This window comes from Radiobacillus kanasensis, assembly GCF_021049245.1.
GTDB lineage: Bacteria > Bacillota > Bacilli > Bacillales > Amphibacillaceae > Radiobacillus > Radiobacillus kanasensis.
Genome location: NZ_CP088020.1, coordinates 2,920,538 through 2,939,279, shown reverse-complemented (window position 1 = coordinate 2,939,279; position 18,742 = coordinate 2,920,538). Strand labels below are relative to the sequence as shown.

Below are 18,742 nucleotides of genomic sequence, written 5' to 3'. Positions count from 1 at the left end.
TGTGAAATTCCGTAACGTTTTATCCTCGTATTTTCAGCCAACCTATGAATGGATTCCTACTGTTAAAAACCCCACTCTCGATTCATCCATTAATTCTTTAACCTTCGAATACGCCGGAAGACTTTTGCTTCGCCATGAAATCTCCATCGATGAATCCCATTTTCAACAGCTTCTTTCTAACCAATATTTTCAAGAAATCAATCCTTTCGATCGTTTACCTCGAGGTTATAGGTGCAGACGTTGTGGAAATAAGGCTTCTCACTTGTTCAGTACGTTTCCATGCTCCGTATGTGAGGAGGAACATCATTATTGTAGAAGCTGTATAGAGATGGGAAGGGTTTCGGATTGTGAGAAGCTTTATATGTGGACTGGGCCTGATCCGAATTGGGCAGAAATAGAGAAGCCATGTCAATGGAATGGGGAATTGACAGCCGCACAGTCGGGTGCATCGGAACGATTTATCGAAGCAATTCGGGAAAAGCAAGAGCTCCTTTTATGGGCAGTTTGCGGCTCCGGGAAAACCGAGATGGTTTTTCCTGGCATTGGCTTTGCTTTGGAACAAGGCTTGCGAGTCTGTCTAGCAACACCTAGAGTAGATGTCGTTCGAGAGCTACTACCGCGTTTTCAAGCTGCGTTTCCGAACGTGTCCATCGCCGCACTTTATGGAGGAAGTACAGACAAAAACTTAGCTTCTCCCCTCGTTCTTGCCACGACCCATCAGCTACTCCGATATGCAAACGCCTTTGATGTGATGATCATTGACGAAGTGGATGCTTTTCCGTTTCATCACAGCAAGACCCTTCCCTATGCGACAAATAGAGCAGTCAAACCAACCTCAACGACTGTTTATTTAACCGCCACCCCTCGTAAAGACTTGAAAAGAAGAATGACTCGGAAGGAGCTAGATACCGTCTTTGTGCCAACACGATATCACGGGCATCCATTACCTGTTCCTTCCATGAGAATGTGTTGGGATCTAAAGAAAGCACGAAGCATACACTCCCCTCCTAAAGCCTTTTTCCAGTGGTTCACCCGAAGGAAAAATCCAAACCGACAACTCCTTATTTTTGTTCCGACGATTGAGATAGCTGAGAGATTAAGGAATACCCTTCAAACGAAAGACAACTTTATGAATCAAAAGATAGAATCAGTTTATTCTTCGGATCCAGAACGAGAAGAAAAGGTAGAGCATTTTCGTAACAAGGAATACAACATCATGATCACGACAACGATTTTAGAGCGTGGCGTAACATTTCCTTCCGTGGATGTCACCATCCTAGATGCTGGACATGAAGTGTTTGATGAGGCAGCTCTTGTCCAAATTGCTGGACGGGCTGGGAGAAATGCGAATGATCCGGATGGAGAAGTCGTCTTTTATCATGATGGAAGAACAGAGGCTATGGTCAAAGCGATTCAATCAATAAAAGAAATGAATAAGAGAGGTGGGTTTAAGTGAGCTATTGCTTAGTATGTGATCAGGAAATTATTCCTGAGGTGGACTGGAATACAATGTTTAAATTAACCAGCAATACATCTTTATGTGAACCATGTAGGAAAAATTTTCATCCTCTAAATGGTAAACGATGTTCTATATGTTCAAGAGAATGGAAGGAGTCCATATGTCCGGATTGCATCCGTTGGGAAAACGACCCTAATTGGAAAGGCATTCTTACACAGAATACTTCTTTATATGCCTATAATGAAGCTCTTCAAGAGGTTATCGCACGATGGAAGTATAGGGGGGATTACATTCTGATGAGAGCTTTTGAGTCAGAATGGAAAACTCAATTTAATCAAACGTTTGACCAAATAAAAGATTTAACTGTATTACCGATTCCATTGAGTGAAGAAAGACTTTTAGAAAGAAAGTTCAACCAATCAGATGCATTGATTACTCTTCTCCCAGTCACAACGCAACGTGTATTAAAAAGAATAAATAGTGAAAAACAGTCCAAAAAATCCCGACAAGAACGAATGACCATGAAAAACCCTTTTCAGCTTATGACTCCGATTCACACTCCTGTTTTATTAGTTGATGATATTTATACAACAGGAAGTACCTTGAGACATGCCGCTAGGCTCCTTAAAGAATCAGGATGTCCGAAAGTGTATGCGATGACATTGGCTCGGTGAGGAATATTTAGATTCTGTTCCCAATATTCATCATAACAAGTGCCTTAAAAAAATCCTACAAAGGGTGGAATTGACAGGTGTAGAATTCATGTTATGATGTGGGGAGACAATTGAATAACGTTATACCTTCACTAGGGGGACCTTTTTCTAATCAAAGGTTGAGATTAAAGTTAGACTTTAAGACCCTTAGAACCTGATCTGGTTGATACCAGCGGAGGGAAGTGGAGTTGCGGAGTAATCATGTACATAAAGAGTAAGCATGCATAATCATATATGATTTCCAATACAACCACTTTCCAATAAGAGGAGAGTGGTTTTTTGGGTTCTAATAACTCACGATAAAACGCCAGATAGTGATTCAAATTGATGGAAGACGCCTATTACATTTAAAAAGATTAGGGGGTACCAAATGAGAAATGGGGAGTTACACGTAGTATCGACAGGACGTCAACCTCCGCAACAATTTGCGGAGGTAGTGGAATCCATTCATACCTATATCGACTTTGTCCATATCCGAGAGAAGAATAAGTCAGCAAGTGAAATATATGAGCTGGTGCAATTATTAACGGACCATAGTGTCCCACTTTTTAAAATTATCGTAAATGATCGAGTTGATGTTGCTTCTATCTCCAAAGTAAAAGGTGTTCAATTGGCCTATCATTCACTGCCTACTTCTGTCGTGAAAAAAGAGTTTCCTAGTTTGCAAGTTGGTTGCTCTGTCCATTCCAGAGATGAAGCCCAGCAGGCAGAGGAGCAAGGTGCAGACTACGTCGTGTATGGACATATCTTTCCGACCAACTTAAAGCCAGGGCTTGAAGCAAAAGGCTTAGAGGCGTTAGAAAAGATATGTCGTACCGTGAACCTTCCCGTAGTGGCTATTGGAGGTATTCAACCTGAGAATACAAAACAAGTAATAGAGGCAGGGGCAAAAGGAGTTGCGGTTATGTCTGGGATTTTGGAAGCAGATGATCCATTACATGCAGTAAAAGCCTATCGTGATAGGCTCCATTAGCGTGAAGGGGGAGTGTACGTGCAGGATTCATACGATGTAATTGTCGTGGGGGCTGGTGTCATTGGGGGTGCTATTGCTTACACACTTTCTAAAAGAGGGGCAAAAGTACTTGTATTAGAAAAAGATCATCTTGCTAGCAAAGCTTCAAGCGCTGCTGCTGGAATGCTTGCGGCACAAGCAGAGTTGGATGGAGAGGGACCTCTCTTTCCATTAGCAAAGAAAAGCAGGTCGATGTTTCCAAAGCTGGCTTTGGAAATTAAAGAAGTAAGCGGTATTGACATGGAACTAGTCAACAAGGGGATGTTGAAGGTTGCATTAAATGAACAACAAAAAAACGACTTTCAACGCATTGTGACGATGCAGCAAGATAGTGGAGAGCAGGCAGAATGGCTTTCTGGAGAGGAGGTAAAAGAGAAAGAGCCTACTTTGTCAGAAGACGTTTTGGGTGGAATGTATCTTGAAAAGGATGGTCAACTAGAAGCACGTCAATTAACATTGGGGTTTTTAAAATCTGCTACAGCACTTGGAGCGCTAATCAAAGAAAACGTGGAAGTAAAGTCTTTTACATACAAGAATGGAAAAGTGACTGGAGTTGCGACAAATGAGGGCACTTTTGTCAGTGATAAAGTGATTGTAGCTTGTGGGGCTTGGAGCAGTCAGTTGCTTAGTAATACAGGGTTGTCATTAGATACTTATCCGGTAAAGGGAGAGTGCTTTTCTGTCATCACTCATCGCCCATTGTTATCGAGCACTGTATTTTCTGAAGGTTGTTACCTTGTCCCTAAAAAAGGAGGGAGATTGGTTGTTGGTGCAACAATCAAACCGAATACATTTAATCAACAAGTAACACTAGGTGGTATCTCCACACTGATGGATAAAGCAAAAATTTTGATGCCGCAAATTGTCGAGGCGGAATGGGAACGAGCGTGGTCTAGTATTCGACCACAGACAGTAGATGGATTGCCATACTTAGGGCATCATCCCGAATATGCGGGATTACTCATTGCCACTGGTCACTACCGAAACGGAATCTTATTGTCTCCAATTACTGGGGAGGTGATTGCCGACTTAGTGGAAGGTATTACTCCATCCGTGGATATAACGCCATTTCGAGTGGAGCGACTAGTGAAGCAGTTACATGAAAGTGGGGCGGGAACATGCAATTAATGATTAATGGGACTCACATAAACGTGCCGGATACCATTGAGACGGTTTCTAACCTGATAGAGCATCTCCAGCTAGATAAAAAGGTGGTAATCGTCGAATGTAATCAATCGATCTTGGAAAAGGAGTCACACGAAGACACGAAATTGTGTGACGGGGATCGGATTGAGTTAGTCCATTTTGTAGGAGGAGGTTGATGATGTTAAAGATAGGGAAGTACGAATTTGATTCAAGATTATTATTAGGTACTGGAAAATACCCGGATTATGACGTGCAAAAAGAAGCTGTAGATATTTCGGAGACAGAGGTACTAACGTTTTCGGTTCGCAGAATGAATATATTCGAACCAAGTCAGCCGAACTTTTTAGAGAAACTAGATGTAAAAAAGTTCACCTTACTTCCAAATACTGCAGGCGCCAAAACTGCTGAAGAAGCAGTTCGAATTGCTAAATTAGCAAAAGCATCTGGTCTTTGTGACATGGTTAAGGTTGAAGTCATTGGCTGTCCAAAAACATTGCTACCGGACCCTGTTGAAACTTTACGAGCATCGGAAGAATTATTAAATGAAGGATTTACGGTATTGCCTTATACTTCTGATGATGTGTTACTTGCTAAACGTCTAGAAGAATTAGGTTGTCATGCCATTATGCCAGGGGCATCTCCAATTGGATCTGGTCAAGGTATCGTAAATCCGCTAAATCTCAGCTTTATCATAGAACAGGCAAAAGTTCCCGTTATTGTCGACGCCGGTGTCGGAACCCCATCTGACGCCACTATTGCTATGGAACTAGGAGCAGATGGTGTCTTACTAAATACGGCCGTTTCTGGTGCCGAAGATCCAGTTAAAATGGCAAGGGCAATGAAGCTTGCGATTGAAGCAGGTCGACTAGGCTACGAGGCCGGCCGAATTCCGAAGAAACGTTATGCAACAGCAAGTAGTCCAATGGAAGGAATGAATATCGGTTGAGTGAACGGTATTCCCGACAGGAACTATTTACTCCAATTGGAGCAGAGGGTCAGACAAAAATAAGTAGCAAACATGTGCTAGTTGTCGGTGCTGGAGCATTGGGGACGGGAAATGCGGAAGTGCTTGTCCGTTCTGGAATCGGTAAAATAACCATTGTCGATCGTGACTATGTAGAATGGAGTAACCTACAACGACAGCAGCTTTATGAAGAAAGCGATGCAGCGGAGCGAATGCCAAAAGCAATCGCAGCTAAAAAGGGTTTAACACGAATAAATTCAACGGTGAACATTGAAGCACACGTTATGGATGTTTCGGTAGAGGAAATGGAAAGGTTCATTAGAGGTGTTGATTTAGTTATTGATGCAACCGATAACTTTGATATCCGCATGATTATCAATGATATTTCTCAAAAATATGAGGTTCCTTGGATTTACGGTGCCTGTGTAGGTAGTTATGGAATCAGTTATACAATTTTGCCAGGAGAAACACCGTGTTTACATTGCCTACTGGATTCGGTACCGATGGGTGGAATGACCTGTGATACGGTTGGAATTATTAGTCCGGCCGTGCAAATGGTTGTGTCCTATCAAACGACAGAGGCACTAAAAATTTTAGTGGAAGATTATCAAGCATTGAGAAAAAAGCTTGTGTCGTTTGATCTTTGGAACAATGAACAGGTGGGAATAACCTTGGATAAGTTAAAGAAAGACAGTTGCGTATCGTGTGGTACGGAGAGAACCTACCCGTACTTAAATTTTTCCAATCAGTTACGGACGGCTGTTTTATGCGGGAGAGATACAGTGCAATTGCGTCCATCTAATAAGAAGAATATAGATTTGGATAATCTGTCTAATATACTAGCCCGACAAGGTAGAAAAGTCACTCAAAATCCGTTTTTACTATCCTTTACGATACAAGGTCACCGATTTGTACTATTTAAAGATGGGCGGGTCCTTATCCATGGAACAAAGGATATTGCAGAAGCAAAGACGTTGTATCATCGATACTTAGGGTAAGAGAATATTGAAAAGTTCTAAATATGAGTGAAGCGAAAAAGCGTAGCCAAAGCATAGGGTACGCTTTTTTTGTATCAGCTGTTTCATCTATTTAAAATTATGTACATTTGGTCGATGTTATATATATCAGGATGTACATTGCACATGCCGCTAAGCTTTTAAGAAAAGCCGGTTGTGTAGATGTGTATTCGATAACATGGGCTCACTAAGAGAACTAGTCAGATTTGCCAATCCGATTTGGATGCTAGGTATGCTATAATATAGCAAATAAAACAATGTAATTCGTCAAGGAGGAAGTAGGGTGGCAGAATTAATAAATTGCCCTAGGTGTGACAAATTATTCGTAAAAGGATTTCGGGATATTTGTCCAGATTGTTATAAAGAAGAAGAAAAAGCATTTCAAACCGTATATGCTTACATGAAGCAACGAAAGAATAGAGAAGCAACCGTTTTAGATATAGTTGAAGGTACAGGGGTCGAAGAAGAACTTATTTTGAAGTTTGTTAAAGAAAAACGACTTAGAACTTCTCTATTCCCTCGGCTTGCCTATAAATGTGAGCGATGTGATCGAGAAATTACAGAAGGAAACCTTTGCACGAATTGTTCTAGTGAATTACTAGGAGATCTTGAGCAACAGGAAAAGATTGATGCTGTGACTACACGAAACAAGATGAGTGATAAGGCGACTTATTTTACGAAAAAGTAAAAAAGTGCTAAACATTTGGTTAAACTAGTCGATATTAACAATGATAACAACGTACGTGGATTCATCCCTTTTATTTAAAAGGATGATGGATCGTTCTTCGACTAGGAAAGAGGTGTAAGACATGAAAATACAAGGGCCGAATCATTCTAATTTCAATCCCTATCAAAAGCAAATCCAAAAACAACATGAAATCAAACAAGAAATAACAAAACACGATAAGGTACAAATATCCAATCAAGCTAAACAACTTCAAGAGAACACAAAACCAGATCCAGCACGCTTGGAAAAGCTAGAAGCGCTTAAAAAGGCAGTGGACGCTGGTACGTATCAAGTAGATGCGAAAGAGACAGCTAAGAAAATGCTAGATTTTTGGAGCAATAAAGCCTAATAGGAGGACAAGCCATGACTGTCCAAGCCATTATTGAGTCCTTATCAAAACTAAAACAATTACATGAAAGCTTGCTATCTGTTTCTCTTCAAAAAACCGATGCGGTAAAGGATGGGAAAACAAAAGCACTTCAAAGCTTACTAATACAGGAAAGAAAGCATGTTCAAGCTATTGAACAGGTTGAGGCTAAGAGAGTTAGCCAAACCGAAGCTTGGGCTAAAAAACAAGGCTTTCCAGCAGAAGATGTGACTGTTTCATTTGTCATGGAGCACTTAGAAGAAGGCTCCGAAAAGGAACAAATGGAACAAGTCACCTTTGTGTTGGCCAGCGTATTAGTAAAGCTAAAGCAACAAGAGCACCTAAACCAAGATTTAATTCAACAATCTTTACAATTTATCAACTTGACTTTAGACATGGTCCAACCGACCGTTAAAAATATAAACTATGGAAACAACGCGAACAAACAGCCTGAACAAACAGCTCGACGCTCGGCGTTTGACTCGAAAGCTTAGAAAGGAGAACAAGCATGACATCTACATTTCACGGATTAGAGGTTGCTAAGCGTGCGTTATTCGCCCAACAAGCAGCACTTTATACGACAAGCCACAACATTGCCAATGCGAATACAGATGGATACACAAGACAACGTGTTAATTTCGACCAAGTATCGACGTTATCCGGTTCTCGTTCTAATGCATTATTTGAAAGTCAAATCGGAAGTGGTGTCGAGGCAGGATCGATTGAGCGAGTGCGTGATAAATTTCTTGATCTTCAGTATCGAGGGGAAACTAGTAAACTAGGATACTACGGATCACTTGCTAGTTCTTTTCAACAAATGGAAGAAATCATGAACGAGCCTTCAGATACAGGATTGTCCAAGTCGATGGATAAGTTTTGGCAAGCCTTGCAGGATTTATCTGTAAACCCTGAAGATTCAGGAGCACGATCTGTAGTAGTAGAACGCGGTATCGCGGTTGCTGAGACATTCAATTATTTATCAACATCCTTAAGTGCCGTTCGTACAGATTTAGAAAACGAAATAGATGTGACTCAAAAAGAGTTAAATTCTATTCTTAATCAGATAAACAATGTGAATCAACAAATTAGTGAGATTGAGCCACACGGTTATCTTCCCAACGATTTATACGATGAAAGAGATCGTCTCATTGATCAATTATCCAATATCGTCAACGTAAAAGTTTCTTATGACGCGAGTGGTGGTCAGCCAAACCCAATGGCGGGTGGCTTAGCTACTATTGAACTTGTCAACGAATCTGGAGATTCATTTGATCCACCTGTAACCTTAGTCGATGGTCCAACTAAACAAGTAAACGAGGTTACGGTTAACATCGATGATACGCTAGGTAAAAGAGCGGTTAGCAGTATAACTGTCGGTACTAGCACGTTTACTGGTGCGGATTTCACTTCAACTGGAAAAATGCAAGCTCTTGTTGAGGCATATGGCTACCAAGACGCAGGAACTGTGAAAGGTGAGTTTCCTCAAATGCTAGATGCGCTCGATGAACTGGCATTTAACTTTGCGAATGAATTTAACGCTGCTCATCGAGGCGGATTTGACCTAGAAGGAAACCCGGGTACAGATTTCTTTACAGTTAATGCTACACAAGCTGGTGCCGCGACTAGTCTAGATGTGCTAACAACTATAAAAAACGATGAAGATCTCGTAGCTGCAAGTAGTGATGGAACTAGTGGTGACGGACAAAATGCTTTAGCTTTAGGAAGTAAAATTCAAGATCCGGTTGCATCACTTGGGGAAAATACTTCAGTAAAGAGCTATTACGCATCTGTAATTGGCAAGATGGCAGTTGATTCACAGGAAGCCATTCGAATGGAAAGCAATGCGGGAGTTCTTCAACAGCAAGTACTAGAAAGAAGACAATCGGTAAGTGCGGTTTCTTTAGATGAAGAAATGACGAATATGATTACATTCCAGCATGCTTATAATGCAGCAGCAAGGAGCTTGACTGCTGTCGATGAAATGTTAGATCGAATTATTAACAATATGGGGATAGTAGGAAGGTAGGTGGATAGTTGATGCGTGTAACACAAGGAATGCTAAGTAATAATATGTTAAGAAATTTAAGTCAGAGTTACGACAATCTCGGTAAATATATGGATCAGCTGTCAACTGGAAAGAAAGTGAACAGGCCTTCTGATGATCCAGTTGTAGCAATGAAGGGAATGAATTATCGCACTCAAGTTACAGAGGTTGAACAATATCAACGTAACTCGAGTGAGGTTCATAATTGGATGGATAACTCAGATTCAGCATTAGACAAGGCTACTCAAGCTCTGCAGAGATTGAGGGAACTTGCGGTTCAGGCTAGTAATGGTGCTTATGAGGAGTCTCAACGTGAAAATATTGCCGCTGAAGTAGATCAGTTGAAGAAACACTTAGTAGAGATTGCAAATACGAAAGTTAATAACAAATTTATTTTTAATGGTACTGCAACTACTGGAACGGATGATGGGGCGGGTAATCTTGTTGAACCAGTCACTTTAGATCCTAATGGCACAGTAGTTACTGTATCCACCAATACCGACCCAGTTTTAATTGAAGTAGCAAATGGGGTTAAATTAGGAGCAAATGTGGATCCAAACACTGTTTTTAGTAGTGATCTTTTTGCTGATATCGAAGCTTTTTCGGATGCACTAAAGACCAATAGTCAAGATTTAATTGGACAATCCATAGAGAACATGGACACTCATATTGAAGGAGTAGTTAATGCGCGAGCTGACTTAGGTGCACGTATGAATAGATTAGATTTAATTGAAGACCGTCTTTCCAGTCAACTTATTTCTGCAACCCAAATGATGTCAGATAATGAAGATGCTGATATGGAGAAAGTCATCATGGATCTTACGACACAGGAAAGTATTCATCGTGCAGCACTAGGTGCTGGAGCGAGAGTTATCCAGCCCAGTTTACTTGATTTTCTAAGATAAGAACAAAGAAGCACTTGTCATACTTTGCTGTGGCAAGTCTTTTTATTAGTTATATGTAAATAAAAAGGGGGCACGCTTATGGAATTACCTCAAATTCGGTTGCAATCACAAATAGCAAAAATTCAAATAAATAGAACAAATGGTCAAATGTCCATTAAGCAACCTAAAGCAATTCAATCAATTGAACAACCAAAGGCCCAGTTGCAAATAAACACTTCTCCATCCAAATTAAACATTGATCAGTCGCAAGCGTGGGCAGATATGGATTTAAAGCCAATTTCCAGAAGAATTGAGGAGGCCGCTCAACTTGGGCGCGAGGCCCTGTTGGAGGGTATAACAAGACGAGCGCGACAGGGGAATGAATTAATGAAGATTGAACACGGTGGAAACCCAATTTCCCGTCAAGCAAAAGAAAACAGTGAAGACTCACCTAAGCAGTTTAATATTGGTTGGATTCCTTCAGCGGGTTCTGTAAAGATTGATTATGAACCTGCAAAAGTGGACATTACTGTAATACCAAGGAAACCGATTATTGACATACAACCACAGAAACCACTGTTAAACTACCAACCAGGTGATATAGATGTTGGGATGAAGCAATGGAACTACCTGAAAATTGATTTTGTAAATTTGTTTAAAAATGAAGCATAATGAAGAAGGGTGAAACATGAAAATTATTACGAAGTTTTTCGGTGAAATAACTATCAAAGAAGAAGATATTCTCACGTTTCCACATGGGCTTCCTGGGTTTTCTGAAGAAAAAGCGTTTGTATTATTACCTATAGAAAATAATCCTATTTTTCAAGTACTTCAATCAACAAAAGGGCTTAATCCAGCCTTTATTGTTGTAAACCCGTACCATTTTAAAAAGGATTATGAATTTGTGCTTGATTCAGGAACGGTTGAGCTTCTTCAAATTAAAACTGAAAAGGATGTCGAGGTTATTGCAATTGCTTCCTTAAAAGAATTGTTCGAGGAAAGCACAGTTAATTTACAAGCTCCTATTGTTGTAAATCAAAAAGAAAAATTAGCGAAGCAGTTTATTACGAATAGTAGTGAATACTCAACAAAAGAGACGATTTTCACAAAAAAAACCCTCCAGGTAAAGGAGGATTGAGCATGCTAGTACTTACAAGAAAGCTACATCAGTCCATTAAGATTGGTGAAGATATCGAAATTAAGGTTGTTGGAATTGATGGTGAGCAAGTAAAGTTAGGAATATCAGCTCCAAAGCATGTTGATATTCACAGAATGGAAATCTACCTAGATATACAAGAACAAAATAGTGTAGCTGCCGATGCTTCTACTGATTTAATAAATTTATTAAAAAATAATCTTAAAAAAGGTTAAACATCTCTCTGTTTGCTCCGATAATAATAATGTAAGCAAAGTGATACTAGAGACGGCCGCTTTAGTTCACCTAGCGACAACCACAAGGAAGTGGGAAAACGAAAACTCAAGGAGGAAATTTATAATGAGAATCAATCACAACATCGCGGCACTTAACACGTACCGCCAATTAAACAGTGCTACTAATGCTCAATCAAAATCAATGGAGAAGCTGTCTTCCGGATTACGTATTAACCGTGCTGGGGACGATGCAGCTGGTCTAGCAATCTCTGAAAAAATGCGTGGTCAAATCCGCGGATTAGAACAAGCAGAACGTAATGCTCAAGATGGTATCTCTTTAATTCAAACTGCTGAGGGTGCACTTAACGAAACACATTCTATTCTTCAACGTATGCGTGAACTTGCTGTTCAATCCTCAAACGATACGAACACAAATAGTGATCGTGCGGAAATTCAAAAAGAAATTGATCAATTAGGCTCAGAAATCGATAGAATTGCTAATACAACTGAATTTAACACACAACGTTTACTTGATGGAAATGCTTCTAAAGCAGGCACAACAGATGCAACTGCTGAGATTTTATCACAAAGCAGTGATAAGTTTAGTGTAGCTGCTTCTACAGTAACAAATACTGGTGTTACTGGAAGTGGAGCATATTATATTGAGATTGGTTCGGAAACTACAACTGCTGGAACCTATAATGTAACAGTTACTGACTCTACTGGAGCAGTAAATACTGCGGTAACTTCTGTAAGTATAACAGCATCAGCTGGAGGATCTTTTACTTTAGATGGAGTGAAAATTAATTTAGCTGCTGGTACTGAAACAGGAGATTCTGCCGGTGTGAAAATAAAAGATGATGTAACTTTAGCAGATGATAATTCACTATCTTTACAGATTGGTTCAAACACTGCTCAAACTATGGGTGTGGATATTCGTGATATGAGTGCGTCTGCACTTCAAGTTAGTGGAATTAAGGTGGATAGTCAAGGAGCTGCAGAAGCTTCGATTACTGCTATCGAATCTGCACTTCGTGAAGTTTCTACCGAGCGCTCAAAGCTTGGATCATTCCAGAATCGCTTAGAGCATACTATTAACAATTTAGGTACATCCGCTGAGAATTTGACTGCATCTGAATCTAGAATAAGAGATGTAGACATGGCTAAGGAAATGATGAATCAAACTAAAAATTCAATTCTTGCACAAGCAGCTCAAGCTATGTTGGCACAAGCTAACCAACAGCCTCAGGGTGTCCTACAACTTCTAAGATAATTAAAATAGTAAAATAAACCCTGCATCTATTGCAGGGTTTATTTCATAAGGAGAAGTAACAGATGAATCCATATCTAGAACAAAATTTAAATGCATTAGAGAAAAACCCTAATCATATTATTTCCCCTATTAAATCAGAAAATCAGCAGTATATAGTAGACAAAATTAATGATTTAACAATTATTTCTTCAGGTTCCGATTCAGTTATCGAATCAAAAAACTCCGTTCCTCAAAATTTAGATGTGAATTTTAAACACCGAGGGATATATTTTATTATCGGTATGCAAGATATCCGCGCGATAGAAGAAATCTATAATAATGCTCCCTCAGGCTCCTCTATTGTAGTAATTGAACCTAATTCCGAAGTGTTTTTCGGTATGATCCAGAATTATAATTTTGAAGATTTATTTGCTAAGGATAATTTTTATTTACTAGTAACTGATTATGATGTAACACCAGAATTTATAAGCGAGCTTCTATTAAAAAAGGGTTTAATAACAAAAATATCAAATATTCAATTTTTTATTAATAAATATATTCAGACATTTGAAAGAAAAGAAGTACTAAATTTGCAAAAACAAATTATAGAGAAAGTTAGAGTTAACTTATTTATGATAGGGAACTCCACTGAAGATACAATGATTGGTTTACTTCAAAATTTATTGAATTTAAAAAGTTTGACTCAAACAACTTCTATCAAAAGATTTCAAAACTCTTATGAAGGAATTCCAGCCATCATTGTATCTGCTGGTCCTTCATTGCAAAAAAATTTAAAATATCTTAAAACATTGAATCGTGAAAGTGTGCTGATTTTCTCTGTAGATACGGTGTTTAAAAAACTATTGAAAGAAGGCATTATCCCTGATGCTGTTTTTGCAGTAGAGAGAGGGAAAATCGTCTATGATTACTTTTTTAAAGACGTTGATATCCCTGATGAAACAATTTTTGTTGGTCCACCAGTAGTCCATCCTAGTATAATAAAAAAATTTAAGAACGATAGACTTTTGTTACCATTAAAATATAATGAGAAAGTCAATGAATGGATGAACCATCTTATATCCAATCGAAATGACTTTATTCCTATGGGAACATCAGTTGCACATTTGGCATTTTCTTTTGCCAGGTATATTGGGTGTGATCCAATAATCTTTATAGGTCAAGATTTAGCATATGGTGAGGATGGTAATAGTCATTCGAAAGGAACGGTTTATGACAATATTGAACCGGACAAAAAGAATGAAGACGATATGTATGTTGAGGGATACTTTGGTGAAGAGGTAAAGACAAGTCGTATATGGAAGAATTTTACGATGTGGTTTGAAGAGGAGTTTTACAGGACTAGGCAGAAAGTTATTAATTCTACAGAAGGTGGAGCGAAGATTAATCATTGTGAACAATTGCCGTTTAAGGCAGCAATAAAACAATATGCAACTAAAACGTGTCCCCCTCTATATAAATTTTTACAAGATAATTATCATCCAATTCATAATAATCTAAATGAAATAGGCGATTTAATAAAAACGGAAGTAAGAATAGTTCAAGAATTTAAATATTTGTTGAACTCTATGCTTCAATCTATGGACGGACAAGTTAAAAAGCAATCATTTGATAAAAAATCGTTTCAAATTCTTACAGATTTTGATTTGAAATATAAAAAAGCGTTGGATTCGTGTGGTTTTTTAAGTATTTTTTTACAAACCCATATTTCAATAGCTTCTTTTGAATTCAATAAATTAACATATGAATTCTCAAAGGAAAATTTCTTAAAAACAGTTGAAATTCAGAAAAAGTTATTTACTTATTCGAAAGATATTTCGGATTTGGTAATAGTGGAGTTAGAAAAATTCTTAAATACCACTTTAAATAAATAGTAATTATTTAGTTTTTATTGCATAAAACCTTAACTTCTCAAAAGAAAATCCGATATAACAATAAAGCGTATCCTAGGAAGTGGGTTATTGTATGAAGATTGGAGAAATAGTTTCAAATTCTCAATTTATTCAAAAGTCCAAAATTAATAATTTGCATGAGAGTGAATCTTCCTTAAAGATAGACTTATCTAAAAACACTCATGAAAATGTTGAAACTGTAGCACATGTCAAAAGGGAAATTGATGAAGAGCAACTTAAAGCAGTTATAAAAGGTATGAATGATTTCCTAGAGCCTACTCGTACAGCCCTTAAGTTCGAATATCATGAAAAACTGAAAGAATACTATGTTACTATAGTCAATCCAGAATCCAATGAAGTTATTAAAGAAATACCGGCTAAGAAGCTATTAGATGCATATGCTTCAATGGCAGAGCTAATGGGTTTTATCGTAGATGAAACAGTATAGAGGTGAAATGAAATGGTAGAGAGTATAAATACGAATAGAATTACTGGACTAGCTTCAGGTATGGATACAGAAAAAATAGTGAAAGATCTCATGAGGGCAGAACGAATGCCTCTAGATAAGATGATGCAGGATAAGACATGGATGACATGGCAAAGAGATGCATATCGTGATATGAACAAAGCACTTTATGACTTAGATCAAAAAATCCTGAATATGAAACTGTCTAGTACCTATAACTCCAAATCTACAACGTCTACAAATTCTAGTGCAGTAACGGCAACTGCAACAGCAAGTTCAGCTAATGGAACCTATAATATAAAAGTTGAACAGCTAGCTTCCGCAGCGATGAACTATAGTCAATCCGCAATATCCGGAGGAACTACCAAAATCGATCCGGACGCTGCTTTAAAAAATCAAACTTTCGCAAATGGTACAATTGCGGATGGAACAAATTCTTTTGACTTTTATACCTATAATAAAGACGGTGTAAGACAGGATCACACCGTTACATTTACGGGAGATAATACGTTAAATGAAGTTCTAAATATGATCTATGAAGAATCTGGAGGAGGAGTTCGTGCCTTCTACGACAGTGAACAAGATAAAGTAATTCTAGAAAGAACGGAAACCGGAGATTTCAACAAAACCACAGAATTTTTAGGAGCAGAAATTGGTTTTGATGGTCAAACAAACTCAGCATTTTTAACCGATGTCTTACAGATTAAAAACGGTGAACAAGTGTTAAACGAAAGCACAGGAGTGCAAGAGTGGCAAAAAGTTGAACAAGGCGGTACAAACGCAATTTTCACCTATAATAATGGATACAGTGTCGAAACAACAAACAATTCTTACACTTTAAACGGAGTTACTTTTAACTTTACAGACACTACTCCAAATAGCTCTGCAACGATTACGGTTAACAATGATGTAGATGCAGCGGTTGAAAAAATAGTTGGATTTGTAGATCAATATAATAAGTTGCTTGAGAAAGTAAATGATAGTTTGCAGGAAGATCGTTATAGAGATTACAAACCATTAACGGATGCGCAAAAGGAAGGTATGTCTGATAAAGAGATAGAATTGTGGGAGGAGCGAGCTAAAAGTGGGCTCCTTAAAGGAGATAGTATTTTATCCGCCGGTGTTTTTGATATGCGTCAAAACTGGTATTCCCAAATAAACAATTCCGGTAACTACAGTCATTTATCTGAAATTGGTATTGAAACATCATCAGACTACACAGAAGGTGGAAAACTAATCATATCGGAGGACAAGCTCCGTAAAGCGTTACAAGAAGATCCTGAATCTGTCCATAAGATTTTTTCGAACGATGTTAATGGATCAGGAAGAGGAATTATTAATCGTTTGGAAGATTCTATTGAGACAACGATGACTAAAATCGAAGAAAGAGCAGGAAAAAGCGGTTCTGTCCTTCAAAACTATACATTTGGTAAAAGATTGGATGACTTGAATGATCGGATAAGTTCTTTCGAAGATCGTTTAGTTCAAATCGAAAATCGATACTGGCGCCAATTTACAGAGATGGAAAAAGCCATTCAACAAATGAATCAGCAATCTATGTATCTCATGAATCAGTTTGGATAATTGAAATAAAGGGAGTGCATGCTATGCAGAATCGATACCAAGCATACCAAAACAATTCCGTAACTACAGCATCACCTGGTGAACTAACCCTAATGCTGTATAACGGATGCTTAAAGTTTATGAAACAAGCAAAGAGTGGTATAGAAGAAGAAAATTACGAACTAAAGAATACAAATATACAAAGGGCACAAGCAATTATCCAAGAACTTATGATTACCTTAGATCAAGATACACCAATCGCGAAAGAAATGATGCCACTATATGATTTTATTAACCGTCAGCTCATGGAAGCTAATATTAAGAATGAGCTTTCACTTCTTGTTGAGGTGGAAGAACTTGTTACACAATTCCGTGACACATGGAAGGAAGTCATTAAAATCAATCGTCAAAAGTTATATGGGCAAGGTGTTAGTTTCTAATGAATCAGTTGGAACATCTACTTGATCTGACCAAAACTTTGCATGAAGCTGTCTCTAAGTCTGTTAATGGAGATCAAAGAGAAGGGCTTATTGGAACTATAACGGAGTTAATAGATAAACGGGAAGTTATAATTCAAAATGTCAAGCCACCATTTACGAATGAGGAAAGTAAGATGGGGAAAAAATTGGTTGAAATAGATAAAGAAATTGAAGCAAAATTACAATCTATTTTTTATCAGGTAAAATCTGATATCAGTACTCTTAAGGAAAAAAAGAAATCTAATACTAAATATACGAATCCATACAAACAACTCTCAAACCATGACGGTATGTTTATGGATCATAGAAAATAGGTGGTAACATGACACAATTGAACGATTCTCAGTTTGTTATGCTTAAAGAATATTTAGAGCTTTTACATGTGATGAGTGAAGGGTTTGACTATTTATATTCAAACCTTCAAGAGAATGCTCCTCCACAAGTATTCGATATTTTTAATGACTTATTGAATGCCTTTGCTCACCTAAACAGTTGTCACGAGCAAATAGCAATTATTTTTGTTGATGAACCGTCAATTCAAGGGGAATTGGAGAATTGTAAACATGTTATTGTAAAACTTTCTGATTGGTTTAATAGTACAGATAACCAGGAGAAAAAAAGCATAATAGGTAGCCAGGTTATACCCGCATTCGAAGCATGGAAATATGATATGCAGGTATGTTTGAAACCTTTCATCATCCACTGACGAAGAGGGTGTCCCAAAAGACTAGCTTTTGGTGACACCCTCTTCTTTTTTTAAACGAAAATAAAAAAATCGCTACCTTTGATATAATTAAAGTACCACCAATAACCAACCAAAGGAGTGATTTTCTTATGAAAAATAATCATCTTTCTTTTATCGATTATAACATGGACCAACTATATTTACCGTTGGATTTAGAAGTCCATATTATAATGACCTTTTGGGACAGCCTCTCCATACGTTCAATGCCCACCAACCAAGCTAAACCCAATAATCACCAAAATCAACACAAACGCCCACAAAACCGTCCCTACCACACTCGTAACTAACCCAGCTACAGCTAGCCCTTTGCCAGAGTGATTGAGCTTATCAACCTCTGCGTTCGCTTTATTAGAAAATACAATCCCAATTATACCTAAAATTAATCCAATATAAGGGATGACAATTGAGGTTATCCCTAACACAAGTGCAGCAATTGCCTTTGGATTTACTTGTTGAGGACCTTGTTTTTCTTCATCAGCCATGGTTCATTCCTCCTACGAATTCGTTCGACCGTTCTTTTTAGTAACATATGTCCTCGTTTGGTAAATGATGAATCCGTAATCGCTTACATAATTGTCAATTCAGTGAATTTTGCTTGATAAATTCAGACAAAAACTTTCAATA

23 protein-coding genes and 1 riboswitch are annotated in these 18,742 nt (G+C 38.1%); of the genes, 22 read left to right on the top strand and 1 reads right to left on the bottom strand.

Annotation, left to right across the window (positions count from 1 at the left end; all coding sequences use genetic code 11):
• Nucleotide 1: 1 nt before the first annotated feature.
• From KO561_RS15345 to KO561_RS15240, 22 genes are all read left to right on the top strand, one after another.
• Nucleotides 2–1,456 (top strand): ATP-dependent helicase ComFA, encoded by a 1,455-nt coding sequence (locus KO561_RS15345; protein ID WP_231094144.1) that lies wholly within the window; start codon nucleotides 2–4, stop codon nucleotides 1,454–1,456.
• A 299-nt stretch (nucleotides 1,457–1,755) separates the two neighbouring features.
• Nucleotides 1,756–2,133, top strand: a complete 378-nt coding sequence (locus KO561_RS15340; RefSeq protein WP_231094143.1) for a ComF family protein — start codon at nucleotides 1,756–1,758, stop codon at nucleotides 2,131–2,133.
• A gap of 123 nt (nucleotides 2,134–2,256) precedes the next feature.
• Nucleotides 2,257–2,370, top strand: a riboswitch (TPP riboswitch).
• Nucleotides 2,371–2,542: 172 nt separating this feature from the next.
• A complete protein-coding gene (tenI, locus tag KO561_RS15335; RefSeq protein WP_231094142.1) occupies nucleotides 2,543–3,145 on the top strand; it encodes a thiazole tautomerase TenI in 603 nt (200 codons plus the stop codon).
• A gap of 18 nt (nucleotides 3,146–3,163) precedes the next feature.
• On the top strand, nucleotides 3,164–4,312 hold the full coding sequence (gene thiO, locus KO561_RS15330) for a glycine oxidase ThiO (protein WP_231094141.1): 1,149 nt from the start codon (nucleotides 3,164–3,166) through the stop codon (nucleotides 4,310–4,312).
• On the top strand, nucleotides 4,303–4,506 hold the full coding sequence (thiS, locus tag KO561_RS15325; protein WP_231094140.1) for a sulfur carrier protein ThiS: 204 nt from the start codon (nucleotides 4,303–4,305) through the stop codon (nucleotides 4,504–4,506). The genes thiO and thiS overlap by 10 nt, the downstream gene beginning before the upstream one ends.
• Before the next feature lie 2 nt (nucleotides 4,507–4,508).
• A complete protein-coding gene (locus KO561_RS15320) occupies nucleotides 4,509–5,276 on the top strand; it encodes a thiazole synthase (RefSeq protein ID WP_231097186.1) in 768 nt (255 codons plus the stop codon).
• Nucleotides 5,273–6,292, top strand: a complete 1,020-nt coding sequence (locus KO561_RS15315; protein ID WP_231094139.1) for a thiazole biosynthesis adenylyltransferase ThiF — start codon at nucleotides 5,273–5,275, stop codon at nucleotides 6,290–6,292. The genes KO561_RS15320 and KO561_RS15315 overlap by 4 nt, the downstream gene beginning before the upstream one ends.
• A 301-nt stretch (nucleotides 6,293–6,593) precedes the next feature.
• Nucleotides 6,594–6,998, top strand: coding sequence for a TIGR03826 family flagellar region protein (locus tag KO561_RS15310; RefSeq protein WP_231094138.1), 405 nt, complete (start codon nucleotides 6,594–6,596; stop codon nucleotides 6,996–6,998).
• A 121-nt stretch (nucleotides 6,999–7,119) separates the two neighbouring features.
• Nucleotides 7,120–7,386, top strand: coding sequence for a flagellar biosynthesis anti-sigma factor FlgM (flgM, locus tag KO561_RS15305; RefSeq protein WP_231094137.1), 267 nt, complete (start codon nucleotides 7,120–7,122; stop codon nucleotides 7,384–7,386).
• 14 nt (nucleotides 7,387–7,400) lie between these two features.
• Nucleotides 7,401–7,898, top strand: coding sequence for a flagellar protein FlgN (locus tag KO561_RS15300; protein WP_231094136.1), 498 nt, complete (start codon nucleotides 7,401–7,403; stop codon nucleotides 7,896–7,898).
• 14 nt (nucleotides 7,899–7,912) lie between these two features.
• Nucleotides 7,913–9,430, top strand: a complete 1,518-nt coding sequence (gene flgK / locus KO561_RS15295) for a flagellar hook-associated protein FlgK (protein ID WP_231094135.1) — start codon at nucleotides 7,913–7,915, stop codon at nucleotides 9,428–9,430.
• Between the two features lie 11 nt (nucleotides 9,431–9,441).
• Nucleotides 9,442–10,353 (top strand): flagellar hook-associated protein FlgL, encoded by a 912-nt coding sequence (gene flgL / locus KO561_RS15290; protein WP_231094134.1) that lies wholly within the window; start codon nucleotides 9,442–9,444, stop codon nucleotides 10,351–10,353.
• 78 nt (nucleotides 10,354–10,431) lie between these two features.
• Nucleotides 10,432–11,004: a DUF6470 family protein gene (locus tag KO561_RS15285; RefSeq protein ID WP_231094133.1), complete on the top strand. Its 573-nt coding sequence runs from the start codon at nucleotides 10,432–10,434 to the stop codon at nucleotides 11,002–11,004.
• Between the two features lie 16 nt (nucleotides 11,005–11,020).
• Nucleotides 11,021–11,470, top strand: a complete 450-nt coding sequence (gene fliW / locus KO561_RS15280) for a flagellar assembly protein FliW (protein WP_231094132.1) — start codon at nucleotides 11,021–11,023, stop codon at nucleotides 11,468–11,470.
• Nucleotides 11,471–11,472: 2 nt separating this feature from the next.
• A complete protein-coding gene (csrA, locus tag KO561_RS15275; protein ID WP_231094131.1) occupies nucleotides 11,473–11,703 on the top strand; it encodes a carbon storage regulator CsrA in 231 nt (76 codons plus the stop codon).
• A gap of 124 nt (nucleotides 11,704–11,827) precedes the next feature.
• Complete coding sequence (locus KO561_RS15270) at nucleotides 11,828–12,976, top strand: flagellin N-terminal helical domain-containing protein (protein ID WP_231094130.1); 1,149 nt, start codon at nucleotides 11,828–11,830, stop codon at nucleotides 12,974–12,976.
• A 62-nt stretch (nucleotides 12,977–13,038) separates the two neighbouring features.
• Nucleotides 13,039–14,847 (top strand): motility associated factor glycosyltransferase family protein, encoded by a 1,809-nt coding sequence (locus KO561_RS15265; RefSeq protein ID WP_231094129.1) that lies wholly within the window; start codon nucleotides 13,039–13,041, stop codon nucleotides 14,845–14,847.
• 91 nt (nucleotides 14,848–14,938) lie between these two features.
• On the top strand, nucleotides 14,939–15,313 hold the full coding sequence (flaG, locus tag KO561_RS15260) for a flagellar protein FlaG (protein ID WP_231094128.1): 375 nt from the start codon (nucleotides 14,939–14,941) through the stop codon (nucleotides 15,311–15,313).
• A gap of 12 nt (nucleotides 15,314–15,325) precedes the next feature.
• A complete protein-coding gene (locus KO561_RS15255) occupies nucleotides 15,326–16,915 on the top strand; it encodes a flagellar hook-associated protein 2 (RefSeq protein WP_231094127.1) in 1,590 nt (529 codons plus the stop codon).
• A gap of 23 nt (nucleotides 16,916–16,938) precedes the next feature.
• Complete coding sequence (gene fliS, locus KO561_RS15250; protein WP_231094126.1) at nucleotides 16,939–17,334, top strand: flagellar export chaperone FliS; 396 nt, start codon at nucleotides 16,939–16,941, stop codon at nucleotides 17,332–17,334.
• Nucleotides 17,334–17,687 carry a flagellar protein FliT gene (locus tag KO561_RS15245; protein ID WP_231094125.1) on the top strand — a complete coding sequence of 118 codons (354 nt, stop codon included), beginning with the start codon at nucleotides 17,334–17,336 and terminating at the stop codon, nucleotides 17,685–17,687. Before fliS ends, KO561_RS15245 begins: the two co-directional genes overlap by 1 nt.
• 8 nt (nucleotides 17,688–17,695) lie before the next feature.
• Nucleotides 17,696–18,079 (top strand): DUF8042 domain-containing protein, encoded by a 384-nt coding sequence (locus KO561_RS15240; protein WP_231094124.1) that lies wholly within the window; start codon nucleotides 17,696–17,698, stop codon nucleotides 18,077–18,079.
• Nucleotides 18,080–18,318: 239 nt separating this feature from the next.
• On the opposite strand, the gene KO561_RS15235 is transcribed toward KO561_RS15240, so the two are convergent.
• Entirely contained in the window at nucleotides 18,319–18,600 is a 282-nt protein-coding gene (locus KO561_RS15235; protein WP_231094123.1) for a DUF4190 domain-containing protein, read from the bottom strand.
• Between the last annotated feature and the right edge of the window lie 142 nt (nucleotides 18,601–18,742).

What these genes read in the sequence shown, in the direction of transcription:
- KO561_RS15340 (WP_231094143.1), top strand. Translation starts at nt 1,756, where the DNA reads ATGAGAGCTTTTGAGTCAGAATGGAAAACTCAATTTAATCAAACGTTT.
- tenI (WP_231094142.1), top strand. Translation starts at nt 2,543, where the DNA reads ATGAGAAATGGGGAGTTACACGTAGTATCGACAGGACGTCAACCTCCG.
- thiS (WP_231094140.1), top strand. Translation starts at nt 4,303, where the DNA reads ATGCAATTAATGATTAATGGGACTCACATAAACGTGCCGGATACCATT.
- KO561_RS15320 (WP_231097186.1), top strand. Translation starts at nt 4,509, where the DNA reads ATGTTAAAGATAGGGAAGTACGAATTTGATTCAAGATTATTATTAGGT.
- flgM (WP_231094137.1), top strand. Translation starts at nt 7,120, where the DNA reads ATGAAAATACAAGGGCCGAATCATTCTAATTTCAATCCCTATCAAAAG.
- KO561_RS15300 (WP_231094136.1), top strand. Translation starts at nt 7,401, where the DNA reads ATGACTGTCCAAGCCATTATTGAGTCCTTATCAAAACTAAAACAATTA.
- flgK (WP_231094135.1), top strand. Translation starts at nt 7,913, where the DNA reads ATGACATCTACATTTCACGGATTAGAGGTTGCTAAGCGTGCGTTATTC.
- flgL (WP_231094134.1), top strand. Translation starts at nt 9,442, where the DNA reads ATGCGTGTAACACAAGGAATGCTAAGTAATAATATGTTAAGAAATTTA.
- KO561_RS15285 (WP_231094133.1), top strand. Translation starts at nt 10,432, where the DNA reads ATGGAATTACCTCAAATTCGGTTGCAATCACAAATAGCAAAAATTCAA.
- fliW (WP_231094132.1), top strand. Translation starts at nt 11,021, where the DNA reads ATGAAAATTATTACGAAGTTTTTCGGTGAAATAACTATCAAAGAAGAA.
- csrA (WP_231094131.1), top strand. Translation starts at nt 11,473, where the DNA reads ATGCTAGTACTTACAAGAAAGCTACATCAGTCCATTAAGATTGGTGAA.
- KO561_RS15270 (WP_231094130.1), top strand. Translation starts at nt 11,828, where the DNA reads ATGAGAATCAATCACAACATCGCGGCACTTAACACGTACCGCCAATTA.
- KO561_RS15265 (WP_231094129.1), top strand. Translation starts at nt 13,039, where the DNA reads ATGAATCCATATCTAGAACAAAATTTAAATGCATTAGAGAAAAACCCT.
- flaG (WP_231094128.1), top strand. Translation starts at nt 14,939, where the DNA reads ATGAAGATTGGAGAAATAGTTTCAAATTCTCAATTTATTCAAAAGTCC.
- KO561_RS15255 (WP_231094127.1), top strand. Translation starts at nt 15,326, where the DNA reads ATGGTAGAGAGTATAAATACGAATAGAATTACTGGACTAGCTTCAGGT.
- fliS (WP_231094126.1), top strand. Translation starts at nt 16,939, where the DNA reads ATGCAGAATCGATACCAAGCATACCAAAACAATTCCGTAACTACAGCA.
- KO561_RS15245 (WP_231094125.1), top strand. Translation starts at nt 17,334, where the DNA reads ATGAATCAGTTGGAACATCTACTTGATCTGACCAAAACTTTGCATGAA.
- KO561_RS15240 (WP_231094124.1), top strand. Translation starts at nt 17,696, where the DNA reads ATGACACAATTGAACGATTCTCAGTTTGTTATGCTTAAAGAATATTTA.
- KO561_RS15235 (WP_231094123.1), bottom strand. Translation starts at nt 18,600, where the DNA reads ATGGCTGATGAAGAAAAACAAGGTCCTCAACAAGTAAATCCAAAGGCA.